Source organism: Acinetobacter sp. 16 (assembly GCF_033439925.1).
Taxonomy (GTDB): domain Bacteria; phylum Pseudomonadota; class Gammaproteobacteria; order Pseudomonadales; family Moraxellaceae; genus Acinetobacter; species Acinetobacter junii.
In genome coordinates, this window is record NZ_CP137746.1 from 388,064 (window position 1) to 405,669 (window position 17,606).

14 protein-coding genes and 1 pseudogene are annotated in these 17,606 nt (G+C 37.8%); 8 read left to right on the forward strand and 7 right to left on the reverse strand.

From position 1 onward, the window contains the following. Nucleotides 1-91 precede the first annotated feature (91 nt). The 3 genes and pseudogenes from R2H34_RS01815 to R2H34_RS01825 form a co-directional block, all read right to left on the reverse strand. On the reverse strand, nucleotides 92-1,528 hold the full coding sequence (locus R2H34_RS01815; RefSeq protein WP_318342390.1) for a hypothetical protein: 1,437 nt from the start codon (nucleotides 1,526-1,528) through the stop codon (nucleotides 92-94). An 11-nt stretch (nucleotides 1,529-1,539) separates the two neighbouring features. After that, nucleotides 1,540-1,725: pseudogene (locus R2H34_RS01820) on the reverse strand (hypothetical protein). A gap of 388 nt (nucleotides 1,726-2,113) precedes the next feature. Then, entirely contained in the window at nucleotides 2,114-2,809 is a 696-nt protein-coding gene (locus R2H34_RS01825; RefSeq protein WP_136695458.1) for a DsbA family oxidoreductase, read from the reverse strand. Between the two features lie 175 nt (nucleotides 2,810-2,984). Between R2H34_RS01825 and R2H34_RS01830 the strand changes: the two genes are divergently transcribed. After that, on the forward strand, nucleotides 2,985-3,734 hold the full coding sequence (locus R2H34_RS01830) for a hypothetical protein (protein WP_005403559.1): 750 nt from the start codon (nucleotides 2,985-2,987) through the stop codon (nucleotides 3,732-3,734). A 64-nt stretch (nucleotides 3,735-3,798) separates the two neighbouring features. After that, the gene (locus tag R2H34_RS01835; protein ID WP_318342391.1) at nucleotides 3,799-5,604 is read left to right on the forward strand and encodes an ABC transporter ATP-binding protein; all 1,806 of its coding nucleotides are present in this window, start codon (nucleotides 3,799-3,801) and stop codon (nucleotides 5,602-5,604) included. 82 nt (nucleotides 5,605-5,686) lie between these two features. Here the strand turns inward: R2H34_RS01835 and R2H34_RS01840 are convergent, their stop codons facing one another. Further along, nucleotides 5,687-6,385 carry a hypothetical protein gene (locus tag R2H34_RS01840; RefSeq protein WP_005403561.1) on the reverse strand — a complete coding sequence of 233 codons (699 nt, stop codon included), beginning with the start codon at nucleotides 6,383-6,385 and terminating at the stop codon, nucleotides 5,687-5,689. Nucleotides 6,386-6,686: 301 nt separating this feature from the next. Between R2H34_RS01840 and R2H34_RS01845 the strand changes: the two genes are divergently transcribed. Beyond that, on the forward strand, nucleotides 6,687-7,199 hold the full coding sequence (locus R2H34_RS01845; RefSeq protein ID WP_004957442.1) for a hypothetical protein: 513 nt from the start codon (nucleotides 6,687-6,689) through the stop codon (nucleotides 7,197-7,199). A gap of 56 nt (nucleotides 7,200-7,255) precedes the next feature. On the opposite strand, the gene R2H34_RS01850 is transcribed toward R2H34_RS01845, so the two are convergent. The 3 genes from R2H34_RS01850 to fadB all read right to left on the reverse strand — a co-directional run bounded on the left by R2H34_RS01850 (nucleotide 7,256) and on the right by fadB (nucleotide 11,384). Further along, nucleotides 7,256-7,879 carry a PH domain-containing protein gene (locus R2H34_RS01850; protein ID WP_004777818.1) on the reverse strand — a complete coding sequence of 208 codons (624 nt, stop codon included), beginning with the start codon at nucleotides 7,877-7,879 and terminating at the stop codon, nucleotides 7,256-7,258. A gap of 166 nt (nucleotides 7,880-8,045) precedes the next feature. Beyond that, entirely contained in the window at nucleotides 8,046-9,218 is a 1,173-nt protein-coding gene (fadA, locus tag R2H34_RS01855) for an acetyl-CoA C-acyltransferase FadA (protein WP_318342392.1), read from the reverse strand. Nucleotides 9,219-9,230: 12 nt separating this feature from the next. Next, nucleotides 9,231-11,384 carry a fatty acid oxidation complex subunit alpha FadB gene (gene fadB / locus R2H34_RS01860; protein ID WP_318342393.1) on the reverse strand — a complete coding sequence of 718 codons (2,154 nt, stop codon included), beginning with the start codon at nucleotides 11,382-11,384 and terminating at the stop codon, nucleotides 9,231-9,233. Between the two features lie 653 nt (nucleotides 11,385-12,037). Between fadB and R2H34_RS01865 the strand changes: the two genes are divergently transcribed. From R2H34_RS01865 to uvrC, 5 genes are all read left to right on the forward strand, one after another. Then, nucleotides 12,038-13,096, forward strand: a complete 1,059-nt coding sequence (locus R2H34_RS01865) for a diguanylate cyclase domain-containing protein (RefSeq protein ID WP_126131702.1) — start codon at nucleotides 12,038-12,040, stop codon at nucleotides 13,094-13,096. Between the two features lie 144 nt (nucleotides 13,097-13,240). Continuing rightward, nucleotides 13,241-14,155: a lipid A hydroxylase LpxO gene (gene lpxO, locus R2H34_RS01870; RefSeq protein WP_004957454.1), complete on the forward strand. Its 915-nt coding sequence runs from the start codon at nucleotides 13,241-13,243 to the stop codon at nucleotides 14,153-14,155. A 91-nt stretch (nucleotides 14,156-14,246) separates the two neighbouring features. Beyond that, the gene (locus R2H34_RS01875) at nucleotides 14,247-14,666 is read left to right on the forward strand and encodes a PH domain-containing protein (RefSeq protein WP_151825725.1); all 420 of its coding nucleotides are present in this window, start codon (nucleotides 14,247-14,249) and stop codon (nucleotides 14,664-14,666) included. Between the two features lie 124 nt (nucleotides 14,667-14,790). Next, nucleotides 14,791-15,654 carry a hypothetical protein gene (locus R2H34_RS01880; protein WP_004916880.1) on the forward strand — a complete coding sequence of 288 codons (864 nt, stop codon included), beginning with the start codon at nucleotides 14,791-14,793 and terminating at the stop codon, nucleotides 15,652-15,654. Between the two features lie 108 nt (nucleotides 15,655-15,762). Next, complete coding sequence (gene uvrC, locus R2H34_RS01885) at nucleotides 15,763-17,562, forward strand: excinuclease ABC subunit UvrC (RefSeq protein WP_080747897.1); 1,800 nt, start codon at nucleotides 15,763-15,765, stop codon at nucleotides 17,560-17,562. Nucleotides 17,563-17,606 lie beyond the last annotated feature (44 nt).

A 17,606-nucleotide genomic window follows, 5' to 3' on the forward strand; every position in this document is an offset into this window, starting at 1 on the left:
ATTTATCAGAGAGCTATACAAATAAACTTTTAAAAAAATAAGCCACATTCTGAGATGAATGTGGCTATATAAATCTTGTGATAGATTTTTGTTATGCTGAAACGTCCGCCTTAGCTAAAGCATCATACAAGGCGTGGACTGAGATCGGTTGAGCTAAACTACTAATCACTTGTCGAATCAATTGCCATGTATAGCCATTTGTACGATCAAGTAATAAGAATGGATAGGCTTGGTCTTCAGAGGAAAGTTTGATGCGTTCTAAGCCATGTATCACACGAATTTTTTGACGTTCTTTTAACAGAATAATTGGTGTAAGGAAATTAGCCGCTGTTTCATCAAAAGGAATGAACTTCTGTGTATTGATAAATGATGCTGGAATATATGGATAAGCATCTTCATCACGTTGCCAAACTGTATGACCATTCATGATGCATTCATTAAACAACGTTTCATGTTGATGATAGTGCTGTTTAAAGGTCGTCCAATGTGTCTGATGTATGGAGTTGGTACGCGTATGGCGTTGATCAGTGTAAGTTTGTAAAACACTCGTTGCATATTCAACGCTGTGTGTACCAATTAAGACAACATAATGTGAAAATTGACCTTGTGCATAGAGTTGTTCAGCTAAAAAGATTTGAGCTGTTTCCCAAATTGGCTGTTCATCATTTTCAGCTTTTAAATATAACCAATCAATTTTAATGTTTTGATCAATCTCATCATGTAGATCTACATGATACAAAGATGGAAAAACTTTTGGATCTACACGTTCAAGTCGGCAAACTAAACCATCTAGATTAAATTCTGTATTTAGAGGTTTAATTTTTTCTAGATTCGCAGTCGGTCGAGAAGCGGATTTAAAACTTGGTTTTGGTCTGCTCGCAACTGATGGTGTCGAAGGTGCAATTGGTGGTGCAGTTTGTAATTTTTCTTGAATAATCGCTTCAAGCTGTGCATCGAAATTCGCAGTTTTCTCTTTAAGCACCGTTAACACATCCTTGGTTTCAGTTTGAGTTGCCTTTGTTGTTGAATCTAACCCAGCTTCACTGATTGGTTCTAAGATTGGAATGATTTGTTTTAGCTGCTCATCAGTTTTGACATATTGCTTAGCGTGTTTAGTTAACCATTCTAAAGCTTCTTTGCTTGAGTCCATCCACGGACTTTTCAAAAATGACAAAGCAGGGCGAACCACCCATACTTGCCAATGATTAGCTTGGCGTAAGGTTGCCCATCCCATATCAGGAGCAGCAAATAAAGCATGCTCAATTTTTTCTGAGAAGTTATATGTGCCGTAATAAGTCATCGAAAAACCATATGCAGCAAGTTCCTCAGATGGGACTTCTTCTTGTTGTATATATTGTTTGAACTGCGCTAATTCTTCTTGAAAAAGAGGGTCATTACATGATGCACAAATGTCTTTAATTCTTTTTTTTGATTTGGCAATTTCAAAAAGCGAAGCTTTATTATCATTAAGCCCAACAATAAGATGTTTGAGCTCATCAACCAATAATGCTTTCTCTAATACGTCCATTGCTTATTTCCTTAGAGATAGGCTTGAGCCTGTTTTAAATAATAAGTAAGTACAACATTGACAGCATCTTCTAGCAATTTTTATTCAGTCGTGGTTGCCAAAGTGTGCTGTTTTGCCAATGCTACAAGCTGTTCTACACATATTTGTTCTGGTTGAATCTGACCGTTTATTAAAGCTTGTAACTCTTGCATTTCCATAACAAAAGATTGTCACTTTATGACGATTATAGAAGAAAAATGCGTAAAATCTATAGTGCCTAAGTTATTCAAATTCTGTATTTAAATTTGCTAAATCGAGATTTAGATCATACTTTTAGCTTTAAAACTGCTACGTATTAAAAGATAGAATCGGATAATTAGATGGCTATACACAAAGATATCTATAAATTTAAATTCTTTATGTGAGCTTCATCACAAAGCCTGTAGTAAAAACTTGATCAAAGTAATTACAGGATTTGTTTCATATTATTTAGTGCAATAAAAATGCCTGATTTGTGATCAATAATGATTGGAATTGTATTGATTTTTACATGCGTGAAGCGCATAGGTTTCGGGGTGAACCGAAACCTATGTGATGAATGATGTCTTAATGTTTGATTTCACAAGATTCATCATTACATTGAGCTGAGTTGTCCTGCTCAATGCTTTCTACTGATGAGGTTTGTGCTTGTTGAAGTGCTTGTAAAAAGATTTCTCGAGGCTGTGCGCCCGAAAGTGCAAGTTTCTGATCAAAAACAAAGAAAGGAACGCCTGTGACCTTCAATTGCTCATGTGCAATTTTTTCATCATGACGTACAAAGTCAGCTAACTCATCTGAATCTAACACGTATTCAACTTCAGCATTGTCTAAACCAATACGCGAAGCAATTTCCTCAACAACTTCTCGCTCACCAATCGCCAAACCTTCAGTCATATAAGCATGGAAAAAAGCTTCTTTTGCTTCATTACCTAAACCTTTGCTTTGTGCCAAATGAATGATACGGTGAGCGTTAAAACTATTCCCAGAGTTGGCTTTTTGCCATTGGAAATCGATGCCTTCAGTCGCTGCCATAGCGGCGACATTACGCTCCATTTCTTCCATCTCTGCATAACTACGTCCATACTTTTGCGCGAGACGTTCAGTATTTGAAACCTCGTGTTTTGTAGGGGCGTCAGGATCAAGTTCAAAGCTATGCCAATGAATATCTAGCTCAATGCCTGCTTGTTCAGCTACATGTTCAAGACGCTTTTTTCCGATGTAACAGAAAGGACAAACTACATCTGACCAAATATCAACGCGCATAAAATTTCTCTTCAATTATCGTTAAAAGAGATAATAGGGGCGTAGTTGCTGAATTTAAAGCGATTAAAATGTAATGCTCCGTTACGAGAAGTGAAATAAAAACTATATATATTGTTTTCTTATTGATTAAACTGACTTTAACAACAAAAAAATAAAATGAAGCTAGGGAGGCTTTATGCGCCGTATTTTAATGATTCTCGGTGTGATCGTGGTATGTATAGGGGCATTTTTCATCTATCAAAATAATTCAAAACAGCGAACAATTCAAAATCAGAAAATGTTTGATGTCGTGATGGCAGAAAAAATGCGTGAGCTATATATCCAAGCACAGGATTGGTCAACGCCCGTACAATTGGAGGTTGAGGATGATCGGCTATCTGGTGATTATCAGTTGATGTCGGAGTTTCTACTGAATTATTGGAAGGAGAATATTGAGGCGCGTAATCACTATTTACGTCAATTAAAAGCAGCGCAGTGGGATGCATTTTTAGATGTAGAAAGATTGGAGCGTGATAGTAAATCAAACTATAAAGAAACAGAGCAAATGTTTAGCGATGTTCGCCGTGCATCATTAGAGTACGATAAAAAGCGTCAGCAGATACAATCTCAAGCTTTAGCTGATGCCAAAGAACTTTCTCTAGATGCTGAGTTACAGCAACGCCTACAACAAAAACTCGCTAAGAATCTGCATGTTGATCCAGCTCAAGATATTTTTGCTATAGAACAGCAAATCATTGAGAAAGCTCAAGCGATGTTTGATTTGTTAAAAAAATATGAATGGCAGCGACAAGGAAAACTTATTTTGTTTCATGAATCTGCTCAAGTCCGCAAATTCAATACGTTATACCAAGATGTTTTAAAGCTAAATGCTCAAATAGAGAAAATTAAAAATAACAATGTTGCTGTTTTAGAAAAAGAGCTCTAGGTTATTTAGACGATAATGGTTTGAACTAAATTAAAAGTTTTTGAGGAGAGCTGACGTTAAAAACATGAATCTATGGCAACTTTTTAGCAAAGTTCGACCTTTTGTGAAGCCTTACAGACTATTGGTGATAATCACCTTAATCCTGACTTTGATTGGAGCATTGACCGCTCAGGTTAATGCTTTAACGCTGCAATATGCTGTTGATCAAATCAATCGTTTAGTAGAAGCGGGAGATGGTCTTGCTCAAGGTTGGCATATTTTAGTAACGATCAGTGTTATTTTACTTAGTAAAGAAATTATCAGTACTTTGATTCAGTTTGGGCAAAAGTTATTTGGTGAACGTCTCAGAATCATGATTTCACAAGATGTTGCCCAAGCAATTATTGAGAAATTTCTGACCTATCGGCTTTCATTTTTCACTCAAGATGACAATCAAGCGGGAAAATTACAAACTCGTATTGATCGTGGTATTGGTTCGATTACACGTTTGATTCAAATCTTCTTTATCGACATTTTGCCTTTATTCAGTAGCGCGATTCTCGCATTGGGTTTGATGTTCTATGCTAATTTTTGGATTGGACTAGTCGCCCTAAGTATCGTGCCGATTTATTTTTGGTTGACCTTTAAACAAGCGCAGAAATTAGGTGGAGTAAGACGGAGTTTAAGAGATGGTCGTGAGCGGAAAAGTCAGGGTATTCTGAGTATTATTAATTCGATTACAGTTATTAAGTCGTTTAACCGTGAACAAGTTGAAGCTGAAAAACAACTGATCTTACAAAAGCAGCTTACCGATAATCAGATGCACACGCGCCAAATTAGTTTTATTTTTGATGGCGTTAAAACTTTTACTGAGCAAATTGGGATCGTTTTTATCATTATCCTCACCGCGTATTTTGTGTTGATTGGCGACATGAGTATCGGGATGATTATGTTTCATATTTTGCTATTTAATAATGTTTCAGCTCCTATTCGCTCATTGCATCGTATTTATGATGAGGTCAATGATGCCATGATTTATGCGGAAAGTTTTTTTCAGATTCTTGAGGCGGATCATGAGATTGAAACCTCAGGACAGCAGAAACCTTCACAACTCAGTGGAAAGTTTGAGTTAAAACAGGTCGATTTCTTCTATCCAAATGGTCATCATGCGCTTAAAGAAATTAGTATCACCATACAACCCAATAAAATTACAGCACTGGTAGGATTATCTGGTGCAGGCAAATCGACTTTAATCAGCTTATTGGATAAATTTTATTTACCGCAGACAGGACAAATTCTGTTGGATGGTATTGATTTGAATGATATGGATACTCAATATTTGCGAGATCATATTGGTTTAGTACTGCAAAAAAATCATATCTTTCAGGGCACGATACAAGACAATATTTGCTATGGAAAAATGGATGCAAGTGAAGACGAAATTATCCAAGCTGCTAAAAAAGCATCGATCCATGAGCAAATTTTAAAGTTACCTAAAGGTTATCAATCTGATGCATTGTTATTGTCGGGTGGACAACAGCAACGAATCGCAATAGCACGTATGTTTCTGAAAGATCCACCGATTATTTTTCTAGATGAACCGACAGCGAGTTTGGATGCAATCGCAACAGAGCAGATTAAGCACAGTTTAGATGAAATCAAACAAGGGCGAACTGTGATTATTATCTCTCATAGTCTTTCTCAGATCATTGATGCTGACTACACCTATGTCATGCAAGATGGTGCCATTGTTGAGTATGGTGAACATCATCAACTTTATCAGCAACAGGGTGTATATAAAGATATTTTTGATGCGATGGCAAAAAGCCTTAATATCGAAAAGATCGCTAAAACTTTTGATAATGAAGGCGAAGAAGAAACACATAGTTGATATGACGCATTGATTTAGAATCAACATAGTAGGAAGGTCTTTGAGCATCTTTCAGAACAATGATCAAAGACCTATTTTTTATTTAATCAAAAATCTTTTCAGCTGCTTGGAACGGTAAGCTCACTACGTCAATCGCCACTGCAAATGGCAACAAAACGAGTTTTTCAAAAGGATTCATACCTGATTTAGAGCTATAAGTTTCTTGTTTGTGGGTATAAATCGAGACTTGATAAGGTTTACTCAATGCTTTTAATGAACTGAGATTATTTGCAGCAGGGTAGACTACCCCCGCCAATTTAATATCAAAACAAAAGCGTTGCGCTTGCATACGTTCGTCACTAGATGATGAACATTCTTTGGCACCATTCTCTATGAAAAATTCTAAGTCCTTTTTGCTCAGGTCTTCTTTGAGTTTTACATAAGACAGCGGTAATGTACCTGAGAAATTTCCATCATTCTTTTCCGAATAGAAGTTGAGTTCTCTGGTGATTTGAATGTTTTTAGGATCAAGTTTATTGATCAAAGTGACAAACTGAGTGCCGCCTTGCGTCAGGATATAACTGTTTTTTTGCCCTGCAATCACAATACTGTCTTTCGGTAAGTTCGCAGATGCTTGCGCAGGTCGTCCGAATGCAACGACATTGTCCTCAACTAACATGACACGTTCAGTACGGGTATATGTTTTACTGTCTTTAGTAATAAGGGTTTTAGTTGCACATCCAGTTAAAGCAACGCCTGTTAGCATGCAGATCATTGTTATTTTTGCTGATGTTGACGACATCCATTTACTCCTAATATTTTGAATTTTAAATTTAAAAAAGAACAAAAAAATGAAAATAGCTCTTAGGACAATAATCAAAAAAGGCGATATATGCGAGGTTTTTTTTGCGTTGAAATTTGATTTTTTACAAACATCTAACAGATGAGTCTATTTTAATTTTTTTTATCTAAAGTTTAAAATTTTAATGAAATTTACCGTTTATCTGACCTCTGCTGAATAAAACAGCACTTTGTTGTAGCCTATAGGTAGATGCTTTTATTTAATCTCATCACGGATTTGATGACTGAGTTTTGGAGCAGAAATGAACTTACTCAAACGATCATTGCTGATTACGATGTTAACTTATATCGGTATTGCAACTGTACAAGCCGAAGAACAGGTAGGTTCGTTGCCTACGATTCGGATCATGGCAGAATCAGAGCTACGTGAAGAGGTTGGATTGGTTCCTTTTCAGGAAGATATCAAAGTCCGCCAAGCCCTACAACATTATATAAACAAGCAGCAGACTGATATTCAAAATGCTCAACTCACTGAAGTCACAACTTCGATAGATTATCAGCCGAGAACTGTACAGCCTGATTTATCTCAAGTTTCACCTTTTTTAGAAGATTATATTATGGCTGTTGCGATGGGCTTTCAGTCATCTAATCCAAGTAATGGGGTCTTCAAAATGTTAGAACCCCTCAATATTAATCGGGATAATGCGAATGCATTTCGTGAAGGCACAATAAAAGTAAGTTTGGATGATCTATTAAAATTACAACAACAAATTGAAGCGGGTTTGAAAACACCTCAGAACTTTCTAACACGTTAACTTAAATCATATGTTGAGATAAAAAAATCCCCGTAATGGTACGGGGATTTTTTTATTTATTCTTTTATATAACGCTCAAAAATTGAAGAAAAATCATAGTTTTCAATCTTTTTACGATGCTCAGTCAGTTTTGTTTCAACTTGAATCGTTGTTTGCGAAATGATACTTGGTAAATTTAATAACACTTGCTCAGGAAGTTCACGCAACGAGAACATATTATTTACAGCTTGTTGTGTTGAAAAAAGCAATGATGATTGGCGCTCGATTTCTTTACAAGCCTCACCAATGCTAAACAGTGCTTTATATAAATCGCGCACTTTTTCAATTTGTGATTTTTCAATATCAATTGAATATGCTGCACCACCTAGATGGAACTTGAGTTCTACATCACGGTCTACTGTACCTGCAGTTTCAAGCTGAACATGACTGATTTGATAATGTTTGTAGGGATATCGGTTTAAAGTACGTTTTTTACTTACAGCACTTGTACCATCGAGATGGATGAAAGCAGAGTTTGTGAAACAATATTCATCAGTTTTGGCTTTGATCAGGAAAAAGATTTTTTCGTTATCTTCATGAAAAATATAGTCATCAATATCTGTTTTGTCATAGTCTCTTGGTTCGATGATCCGACCAATGTCGCTTGTCCCCATTAAATCTGCTGCCATATTTTTAAACATTGTTAGAGCCTTATAATTTTTGGAAATCCGATATTAATCTGATGCCACTTTGTTTGTCTATAGACTTTATTTGGGTTGATCGCTGTTTTAAATTCTCTAATAAATAGAATTGGTTATAAAAAAATCCCCGCACATGGCGGGGATTTTCTTTTTATCTCAGTGTTGATTAAACACGTTCGATAATTGTCGCGATACCTTGACCGAGGCCGATACACATGGTCGCAAGACCGATTTGAGTATCTTGTTGCTCCATTACGTTTAACAACGTAGTGGTGATACGAGCACCTGAACAGCCTAGTGGGTGACCAAGAGCGATTGCACCACCATTTAAGTTCACGATGTCTTGTTTGTCATACAGACCTAAGCCTTTAAGAACAGACAAGCCTTGTGCAGCAAATGCTTCATTTAACTCAACAGTCTGGATATCCGCCATCGTTAAACCAGCACGTTTAAGCGCTTTTTGAGTTGCTGGAACTGGACCGTAACCCATGATTGCAGCATCACATCCTGCAATTGCCATAGAACGAATCACAGCACGTGGTTTTAAACCAAGCGCTTGTGCACGTTCAGCAGACATAAGCAACATTGCAGAAGCGCCATCAGAAAGAGCAGAAGATGTTGCTGCTGTTACTGAACCACCTTTAGGATCGAAAACTGGTTTCAACGCTTTGAATGCTTCAAGATTAGCATCTGGACGAATCACTTCATCGATGTCGCAAAGGATTTTGAAGCCATTTTGATCGTGACCTTCAATACCAACGATTTCGTTTTTAAAACGACCTTCTTGTGTTGCAGCCCAAGCACGGCGGTGAGATTCAACACCGAAGGCATCTTGTTCTTCACGAGAGATTCCGTTCATACGACCTAACATTTCAGCAGTTAAGCCCATCATGTTAGATGCTTTGGCATAGTGTTTAGATGCTTCAGGGTTCAGGTCGATGCCGTGCATCATACCGACGTGACCCATATGCTCTACACCACCGATGATGAAGATGTCACCTTGATTGGTTGCAATCTGTGCAGCAGCCGTGTGGATTGCTTGCATAGAAGAACCACACAAACGGTTAACCGTTTGACCGCCAGCAGTCTTTGGAATATCAGCCAATAAACCAATATTACGAGCAATGTTCATACCTTGCTCTAAAGTTTGGTTTACACAACCCCAGATTACATCTTCAACTTCGTTGACATCAAATTGGTTACGAGCAACTAAAGCGCGAACCAGCTCCGCAGACATGCTGTCAGCACGTACATTGCGGAACATACCGTTTTTGCTTTTGCCCATGGCAGTACGTACGCCATCAACAATCACAACGTCACGTGGATTTAAAGTAGCCATTCACGTCGCTCCTTAACCGTAGAATTTCTTGTTGTTTTCAGCCATGTCACGCAGCATTTGCGGCGCTTCATAAGCTTTACCTAAGTGTGCATATTTATCGCAAAGCGCAACGTATTCAGCAACACCAGTTTGGTCGATATAACGGCATGGACCACCACGGAATGGAGGGAAACCTACACCCATGATCATCGCCATATCTGCTTCAGAAGCAGTTGCAACGATGTTGTCTTCTAAGCAACGAACTGTTTCGTTACAGAAAGCAAGCATCATACGGTCAATGATTTCTTGTGGATCAAATTCACGTTTTTCGCCAGTCACGAAAGGCGCAATGATTTCGTAAGCTGTTGGGTCAACAGTTTTCGCTTTCTTACCTTTCTTGTCTAACACATATTTGTAGAAACCAACATCGTTCTTTTGACCAAGACGTTTTGCTTCGTACATCGCTTGGATAGAACCTTTGTAATCTGGCTTCATACGGTCAGGGAAACCTTCAGCCATCACTTCTGCGCCATGTACACCTGTATCGATACCAACAACGTCGATCAAGTATGCAGGACCCATAGGCCAACCGAATTTCGCCATTACATTATCAACTTGCTGGAAGTCAGCACCGTCTTTAACGAGTAGGTCGAATGCACCAAAGTAAGGGAACAATACGCGGTTTACCAAGAAACCTGGACAGTCGTTTACAACGATAGGTGTTTTACCCATTTTCTGAGCAAGAACAACAGTTGTTGCGATTGCTTCATCAGAAGTTTTTTCACCACGAATAACTTCAACCAATGGCATCATGTGTACTGGGTTGAAGAAGTGCATACCAACGAAGTTTTCAGGACGTTGTAATGCTTTCGCAAGGCGTGTAATCGAGATTGTAGATGTGTTAGATGCGATGATCGTGTTTTCACGAACATGCTTTTCTGTATCTGCAAGTACGATTTCTTTAACTTTAGGGTTTTCAGTTACCGCTTCGATCACGATATCCACTTCTTTAAACTCGTCATAGCTTAAAGTTGGACGGATGCGAGCAAGCGTTTCACCCATTTGCGCAGGTTTCATTTTCTTGCGTTCAACTTGCTTTGTTAGCAAGCCATTCGCTTCTTTCATACCTAATGCAAGTTGTGGGTTACCAATATCTTTCATGATGATTGGAGTGCCTTTGCTTGCCGCTTGGTAAGCAATACCACCACCCATAATACCAGCACCTAATACAGCTGCTTGGTTTACAGGATGAGCACCTTTTTCATATTTTTTCGCAGTTTTCTTCACAACTTGATCGTTGATGAATAAACCGATAAGTGCGCCAGCTTGTGGTGTGATCGCAGCTTTAGCGAAACCTTGAGCTTCTGCTTTTAATGCGTCGTCACGAGTTGAGCTTGCACCTGCTTGTAATGAGTCAAGCAATAATTTAGGAGCAGGGTATTGCGCAGGGTTTGCTTTAGCAAGAACCGCACCTTTCGCTGTATTGAACGCCATCATTTGTTCAAGTGGGTTCAATTTAATTGCGTCTAATTTTTCTTGACGCTTTGCTTTCCAGTTCAAACGACCAGCAAGTGCTTGTTTAACTAAGTCAACAGCAGCTTCTTGAAGTTTGTCAGCAGCAACAACTGCATCTACAGCACCATCTTTAAGCGCAGCAGCTGGCTTCTTAGGATTCGCCATTGCCATCCATTCAACAGCATTGTCGATACCGATCAAACGGCTTAAACGAACGCTACCACCAAAACCAGGATAGATACCAAGTTTGATTTCTGGTAAGCCAACTTGTGCTTGTTCAGACATGACACGGTAGTCACACACTAAGCACATTTCAAAACCGCCACCAAGCGCCATGCCATTGATCGCAGCAACTTTAGGCATTTCTAAATCTTCAAAGCTATTGAAGATTTCGTGTACAGGAATAAGCCAATCAATGATTGCTTGTTCACCAGCAGCGAAATTGTCGCCAAATTCAGTAATGTCAGCACCAACGATAAATGTTGATTTACCAGAGGTAACAACTAAGCCTTTAATGTCGTTATTGGCTTTAACTGCAGCAATCGCTGCCTGGAAGTCTTCGATGGTTGCACGGTTAAATTTATTAACCGACTCACCTTGTAAGTCAAAGCGGAATTCTGCAATTCCGTCCGCAAGCATTTGGACGGTAATGGCATTGCCAGCGTGGATCATGCCTGATCTCCCTTGTTGTGGAGGATTCTGAGTTGATGTCATAAAAGCGTGTGTGTGGATATAGTCACACAAAATGCTTCGCTAATCTTACGATAACTATATCCAAAAAGAACATAACAAGTTGTATCAAGCCGTGACGCTAGGGTCATCTATTGTTTTGATGGATCATTTTTTATTATTTTAATTAATTTAAATCAATGGTTTATTGTTGTTTATAATGATGATTGTAAATAAAAAATGCTGAAATGAATAAAATAATCTCCATAAGTACTTACAACAATAAATTTATCTAGAACACTCATTTACTGTGGAATATGTGCTTTCTTAAAGGAATAGATATTAAATTTTATTTGTTCAAAGGCAAATTCTTTATTTTGGTCTATTTCTTGCTGCATTTTTAGAAGAAAATCACATTTAGCGCTAGAACCTTGAAATAGGGAAGCTGTGGTTCTTTTAAACATTCACAGCATTTATTTTTCATATTGAAACACCGTCATCAGCTGACAAAAAATGTTAGTTAATGCTTGAAGTGGAAAGTGAAAATAAAGGCTAGAATTTAACTAAAGATGGTTTGCACACTTAGAACAAGACAGAACTGAAAATCAATCCAATTCGATTCTCGATAATCTTGTTTGGGGATGAGAGGTGTCAGGATGAAACCAATAGACCAAACTTTGATGCAACAAATGCATATTTCCTCAGAGGAAATAGAATATCGAAAATCTTTATTGTCGTTGACGAATAAAGAACTTCTCCAGTTAGTTCAATTAGGTATAAAGCTTGAGCCTTTATTTGATCAAGTTGTGATGGAGTTTTATCAACAACAAACTTCAGTAGCCGAAATTGCAACTTTGATTGGAGATGTAGATACCTTATCTCGTTTACAACGTGCGCAACGACAATACGTCACTGAGTTATTTTCTGGGACTTATGATGCCAATTACGTTAACAACCGTCTAAGGATTGGTTTAGTGCATAAGCGGATCGGTGTAGAACCCAAATTATATTTATCGGCGATTTATCATCTCAAAACTAGATTAATGACTTTGGTGTATGAGCAAATTGGACATACAGATGAATATCATCAAGTTGTGCAAACTCTAGAAAAACTATTCATGTTTGATATTTCTTTAGTTGTTGAAACCTATGTTTGGAGTTTAGTCAGTGAAATCAAATCGTCTAAAGAGAAAATTGAACAATATGCCAATGTCCTCGAAGATCGCGCACAACAAATGGAAGCATTGTCACAAACTGATCCTCTGACAGGTTTACTGAATGTTCGACATTTAAATAGTATTTTGAATGCAACTATATGTACGGCTGAACATACTTTAGAACCTGTGACGGTGGTATTTATTGATATTAATGATTTCAAAATGATCAACGATACATTTGGGCACCCACGTGGCGATCAAATTTTAAAAATAGTGGCAGATGGTATCCGCTATGTTGCTCGACTTGATGATCATTGTTTTCGATGCGGAGGTGATGAATTTTGTATCATTTTCCCAAGATGTACAGAATCTCAAGCGATAGAGAGTTTTGTACCTCGTTTGGAGCAATATATTCGCCAAATAGAACCTTCAATTAGCTTGAGTATCGGTGTCAAACAAACCGATCATGTTGAAGGGTATATTGATGCAACAACATTAATCCATGAAGCCGATGCAAGAATGTATCAGGTGAAAAAAGAGCTTAAAACAAAAATATAGTTTTTAAAAAAAGTTATTAAGTTTTTGAAAAATAGAATTAAAAAAAATTAACTCGCTATCCAAGTCGGAGTTTGAGTAAAAGCGGCTAGAAATTGTGAGGGATGGTGTTAAAATTTGGCGATTAATTTTTAAGTGCCGATATCAATGATTAAATGGATCATATTAGCGATCTTTATCATTTCGGCGTTGTATATTCAGCGTCGTGGTAAAGTTAAGCATTCGTTTTATCGTCAATTTTTTGACCATTCTACTGTGCTCGCACCGATTAATTTCTTAATGTACATGTTTTCTAAAGTACCGAATCAACCTTATATCGATACTCAATATTTCAAAGACCTAAAAATTTTAGATGAAAATTGGGAAATGATTCGTGATGAGGCGAAAGCTTTATACGACAAGGGTGGGATTAAAGCTTCAAGTAGCTACGATGATTTAGGTTTTAACTCATTTTTTAAAACAGGTTGGAAGCGTTTTTATCTTAAATGGTACGATTCTGCGCATCCGTCAGCTGCTGAGCTTTGCCCAAAAACGACGGCTTTGTTGAAAACATTGCCAAGTATTAAAGCTGCGATGTTTACCGAGTTGGCACCAGATAGTCGTTTAGTACGACATCGTGACCCTTATGCAGGTTCGTTGCGTTATCATTTAGGTTTGATTACACCAAATGATGACCGTTGCTTTATTGATGTGGATGGCGAACGTTATTCATGGCGTGATGGAGAAAGCGTTGTGTTTGATGAAACCTACATTCACTACGCTGAAAATAAAACAGATCAAAACCGTATTATCTTTTTCGCTGATGTAGAGCGTCCATTAAAGACACGTTTTATGGAAAAGTTTAATCACTGGTTTGGTAAAAGTGTGATGACTGCTGCGAGTTCGCCGAATGAAGCTGGTGACCAAACAGGTGGTTTAAATAAAGTTTTTGGTTATGTTTACCAAATCCGAATTAAAGCCAAAGCATTAAAGAAATCAAACCGCCAACTTTATTACTTTTTAAAGTGGTTCTTAATGTTAGGATTATTCTTCCTTATTTTTATACGTCCCTATGTATTTTAATGAGTGAAATCAAAACGCCCGACAGGGCGTTTTTTATTTGTTCTCGTTATAAAATACGTTTAAATGAGTGAATTTTATCGAGGTACAAACTATGCAGACATTTCGTTCAAAAATAGATTGGTGGTTATGGGGAATAGTTATTGCGACGACAGGTTTACTGCTGCAGTTTTTATGGACGATGCATATTAAAGGAACCATGCAAGAATACCCTGAGCATGCAGTTATATACTTTCTAACGATTGTATTGCTCTGGTGGCCGATCTTAAACACTCGTTATGTTGTGACTGAACATGAACTGACGATTCATTCGATGTGGTTTAAATGGAGAATAAATAAGAAGGATATTGTTGAGCTTACAAGCACACATCATCTGACCTCGTCCCCAGCTCTATCTTTGGATCGTTTACGCATTGATTATAAAAAGGATGGTATAGCAACTTATATTTTGGTATCACCTAAAAATAAACAGGCTTTCTGTCAGGCAATACAGTCAGTACTCACTAAAAAATAGATTGATAATTTCGCATTTCATGTTGAATAGAAAACTTATTTTTAAAAAGAGCAATATTTTTTTTAGTTGTACCAGATAGTATAATTTGGATAAAATTTGATATTTAAAATCATGAGAAAATATAATGAAAAAACAGCTATTGATTAGTTTAAGTATTTTAAGTTTAGTGGCTTGTACTGAAGAAACTGATGATATTTATGGAACTGTTGATCCTCAGAATAAAGCTTTTTATAGTTATGATCTTTCAGTTGCAAATGAGTCTAATAAACTGACAAAGAAATCGTATCAAGTAGATAAAAATAATGATCTTTTAATTACTTATACCGAAACACCAAAATTACAGACTGAAGCGCTTCGAAACTTTATTACTAGCAATGGGATATCAACCATATTTCCACCGCAAAATACCACTGGTGCTTATATCGTAGGTCGTAAAGCAGTATTCAGTGATAGTGTTTTAGAGTATGAACCTTATAATTTAGAACAGAGAACAGCATTTAAACTTACTTATCAGCTCAAGAAGATTGACTTGTCTGGCTTAGAGGTTTCTGACTATGTACGTTATTTTTTAAGACAAGCGACAGCATCATCGTTCATAAGCGATGTTACACTAGAAATTATTCAAGGACTATTGTTTGCCAGTCAGGATAAATTCCCTGCAGGTGCAACATGTTGGCAAAAACAAGTTCAGTTGAGTACTCAAGATTATATTGAATCTTATCCAACGCAAAATCTTGCGCATGTCAGTACCAGTAGTACTGTTCAAAATCAGGGTATTTGGCAAAATGCATCATGGACAGCATATCAACCTAGTACAGAGTTTAATTTAGCGGATACGCGAATTCGTCATCAAGCACGTGAGTATTGGGGGTTTTACCATACGACGAGAGAGGTTAATCCAATTACTCCGACAAATGAACTCGCTTGTGATTTCTTTAATGAGTCAGCATTTAAGAGCGTTGATAAAGTATTGAGTCGAGTTTTTTAATTATCGGTGTAATTTGAGCCATTGAGTTGATGGATTTTAGCTCAATTCACTTGAAATTGATTTATGCAGACTACATCATCAAACCAATACTGATCATGAAAGTCTGCTGTGAATCCAAACGCGCGTGAACACATTGAAAAAATACTGACTCATATGACCCAATTGCCTGGTGTGTACAAAATGCTAGGCAAAGATGGGGAGTTACTTTATGTCGGTAAAGCGAAGAATCTAAAAAATCGTGTCTCCAGCTATTTTGTAAAAACGATTGAGCATCCCAAGACACAAGCTCTGGTTGCACGTATTTATGATATCGAGACATTGATCGTTCGTTCCGAAACTGAAGCGCTACTATTAGAACAAAATCTTATCAAATTACATCGTCCGCCATATAACATCATGCTGCGGGACGATAAGTCCTATGTCTATATCTTTGTTTCCGCAGATAAACCTTATCCTCGTATTGCCAGTGGGCGAGGTAAAGGTAAGCATCAAATCGGTAAGTTTTTTGGTCCTTATCCAAGTGCGTACAGCGCGCGAGATACTCTTTTAACCTTACAGAAACTATTTAATGTAAGACAGTGTGAAAATAGCTATTTTTCTCAACGCAAACGCCCTTGTCTACAATATCAAATCAAACGGTGTACAGCACCATGTGTGGGGTTAATTAGCCCAGAAGATTATAAAGAAGATGTTGATAATTCAATTCGCTTCTTACAAGGTGATACCAAAGAACTGAATCAGGAATTAATCGGCAAAATGGAGCAAGCGGCAGAAGCTCTTGAGTTCGAAAAAGCGGTATTTTATCGAGATCGGTTGTCTTTATTACGTGAAGTTCAAGCACAACAAGCGGTGTTTAAAATAAAAGGTGAGGCCGATATTCTAGCGATTGCCTATCAAGCGGGTGTCACCTGCGTACAAATCATGTATGTGCGTAATGGTCGTATGCTGGGAGGAAAAAGCTATTTTCCAGATATGTTGAGTGATGATCTTGGACAAATGCTCAGTGATTTTATTGCTAACTTCTACTTCCAAGTGGCAGATGAAATCCCTTCTGAGTTGATTGTGAATGTCGAACTTCCTGATCGAGTTCAACTCGAAGAAGCGTTACAACAAACCTTTGAGAAGAAAGTTCAGATCAAGCACAAAGTTCGAGAAACACGGGCTGAGTGGCAAGAGCTTGCACAAATGAACGTGCAGCATGCTATCAAAGGGAAGTTGAGTAATCATTTAGAGTTGAATGAGCGTTTTCATCAACTTGAACAAGTTGCAGGACGTCCGATTGATCGGATTGAATGTTTTGATATTAGTCATACTATGGGGGAAGCACCAATCGCTTCCTGTGTGGTGTTCGATCAAGGTGGAGCGCGGAAAAGAGATTATCGTCAGTTCGCCATTCAGGACATTACCGGTGGTGATGACTATGCAGCGATGCGTCAAGCGCTGATTCGTCGTTATAAAAAGAATATGTTACCTGACCTTTTACTGATTGATGGTGGTAAAGGTCAGTTGCATATGGCTATGGATGTCATGGAGGAGCTTGGTCTAGATGCATTTATGATTGGGGTTTCTAAAGGTGAAGGGCGAAAACCAGGTTTAGAAACCTTGCATTTTACTGATGGTACAAAGATTCAATTGCCTGAAGACCACAAAGCTTTGCACTTGATTCAGCAAGTTCGAGATGAAGCACATCGTTTTGCCATCACCAAACATAGAGCCAAGCGAGATAAACGACGTAGTAGTTCCGTATTGGAAGCAATCCCAGGTTTAGGACCTAAACGTCGACGCGATTTATTGACTCATTTTGGAGGTATACAAGGCGTGCTAAAAGCTTCAGAAAAAGAATTAATGCTTGTTCCTGGTTTGGGAGAAGTGATGGCAAGGACGATTTATAAAATTCTTCATGAATAAAAGGGCGGATTGACCGAATCTTCCATAGAGTTGTGGATAAATGA

Coding starts and splice junctions, on each gene's coding strand:
- R2H34_RS01850 (WP_004777818.1), bottom strand. CDS start 7,879: ATGTTTAAAAATATGGCAGCAGATTTAATGGGGACAAGCGACATTGGT.
- R2H34_RS01840 (WP_005403561.1), bottom strand. CDS start 6,385: ATGTCGTCAACATCAGCAAAAATAACAATGATCTGCATGCTAACAGGC.
- R2H34_RS01825 (WP_136695458.1), bottom strand. CDS start 2,809: ATGCGCGTTGATATTTGGTCAGATGTAGTTTGTCCTTTCTGTTACATC.
- R2H34_RS01830 (WP_005403559.1), top strand. CDS start 2,985: ATGCGCCGTATTTTAATGATTCTCGGTGTGATCGTGGTATGTATAGGG.
- R2H34_RS01845 (WP_004957442.1), top strand. CDS start 6,687: ATGAACTTACTCAAACGATCATTGCTGATTACGATGTTAACTTATATC.
- R2H34_RS01880 (WP_004916880.1), top strand. CDS start 14,791: ATGAAAAAACAGCTATTGATTAGTTTAAGTATTTTAAGTTTAGTGGCT.
- R2H34_RS01875 (WP_151825725.1), top strand. CDS start 14,247: ATGCAGACATTTCGTTCAAAAATAGATTGGTGGTTATGGGGAATAGTT.
- fadA (WP_318342392.1), bottom strand. CDS start 9,218: ATGGCTACTTTAAATCCACGTGACGTTGTGATTGTTGATGGCGTACGT.
- R2H34_RS01815 (WP_318342390.1), bottom strand. CDS start 1,528: ATGGACGTATTAGAGAAAGCATTATTGGTTGATGAGCTCAAACATCTT.
- lpxO (WP_004957454.1), top strand. CDS start 13,241: ATGATTAAATGGATCATATTAGCGATCTTTATCATTTCGGCGTTGTAT.
- R2H34_RS01865 (WP_126131702.1), top strand. CDS start 12,038: ATGAAACCAATAGACCAAACTTTGATGCAACAAATGCATATTTCCTCA.
- fadB (WP_318342393.1), bottom strand. CDS start 11,384: ATGATCCACGCTGGCAATGCCATTACCGTCCAAATGCTTGCGGACGGA.
- R2H34_RS01835 (WP_318342391.1), top strand. CDS start 3,799: ATGAATCTATGGCAACTTTTTAGCAAAGTTCGACCTTTTGTGAAGCCT.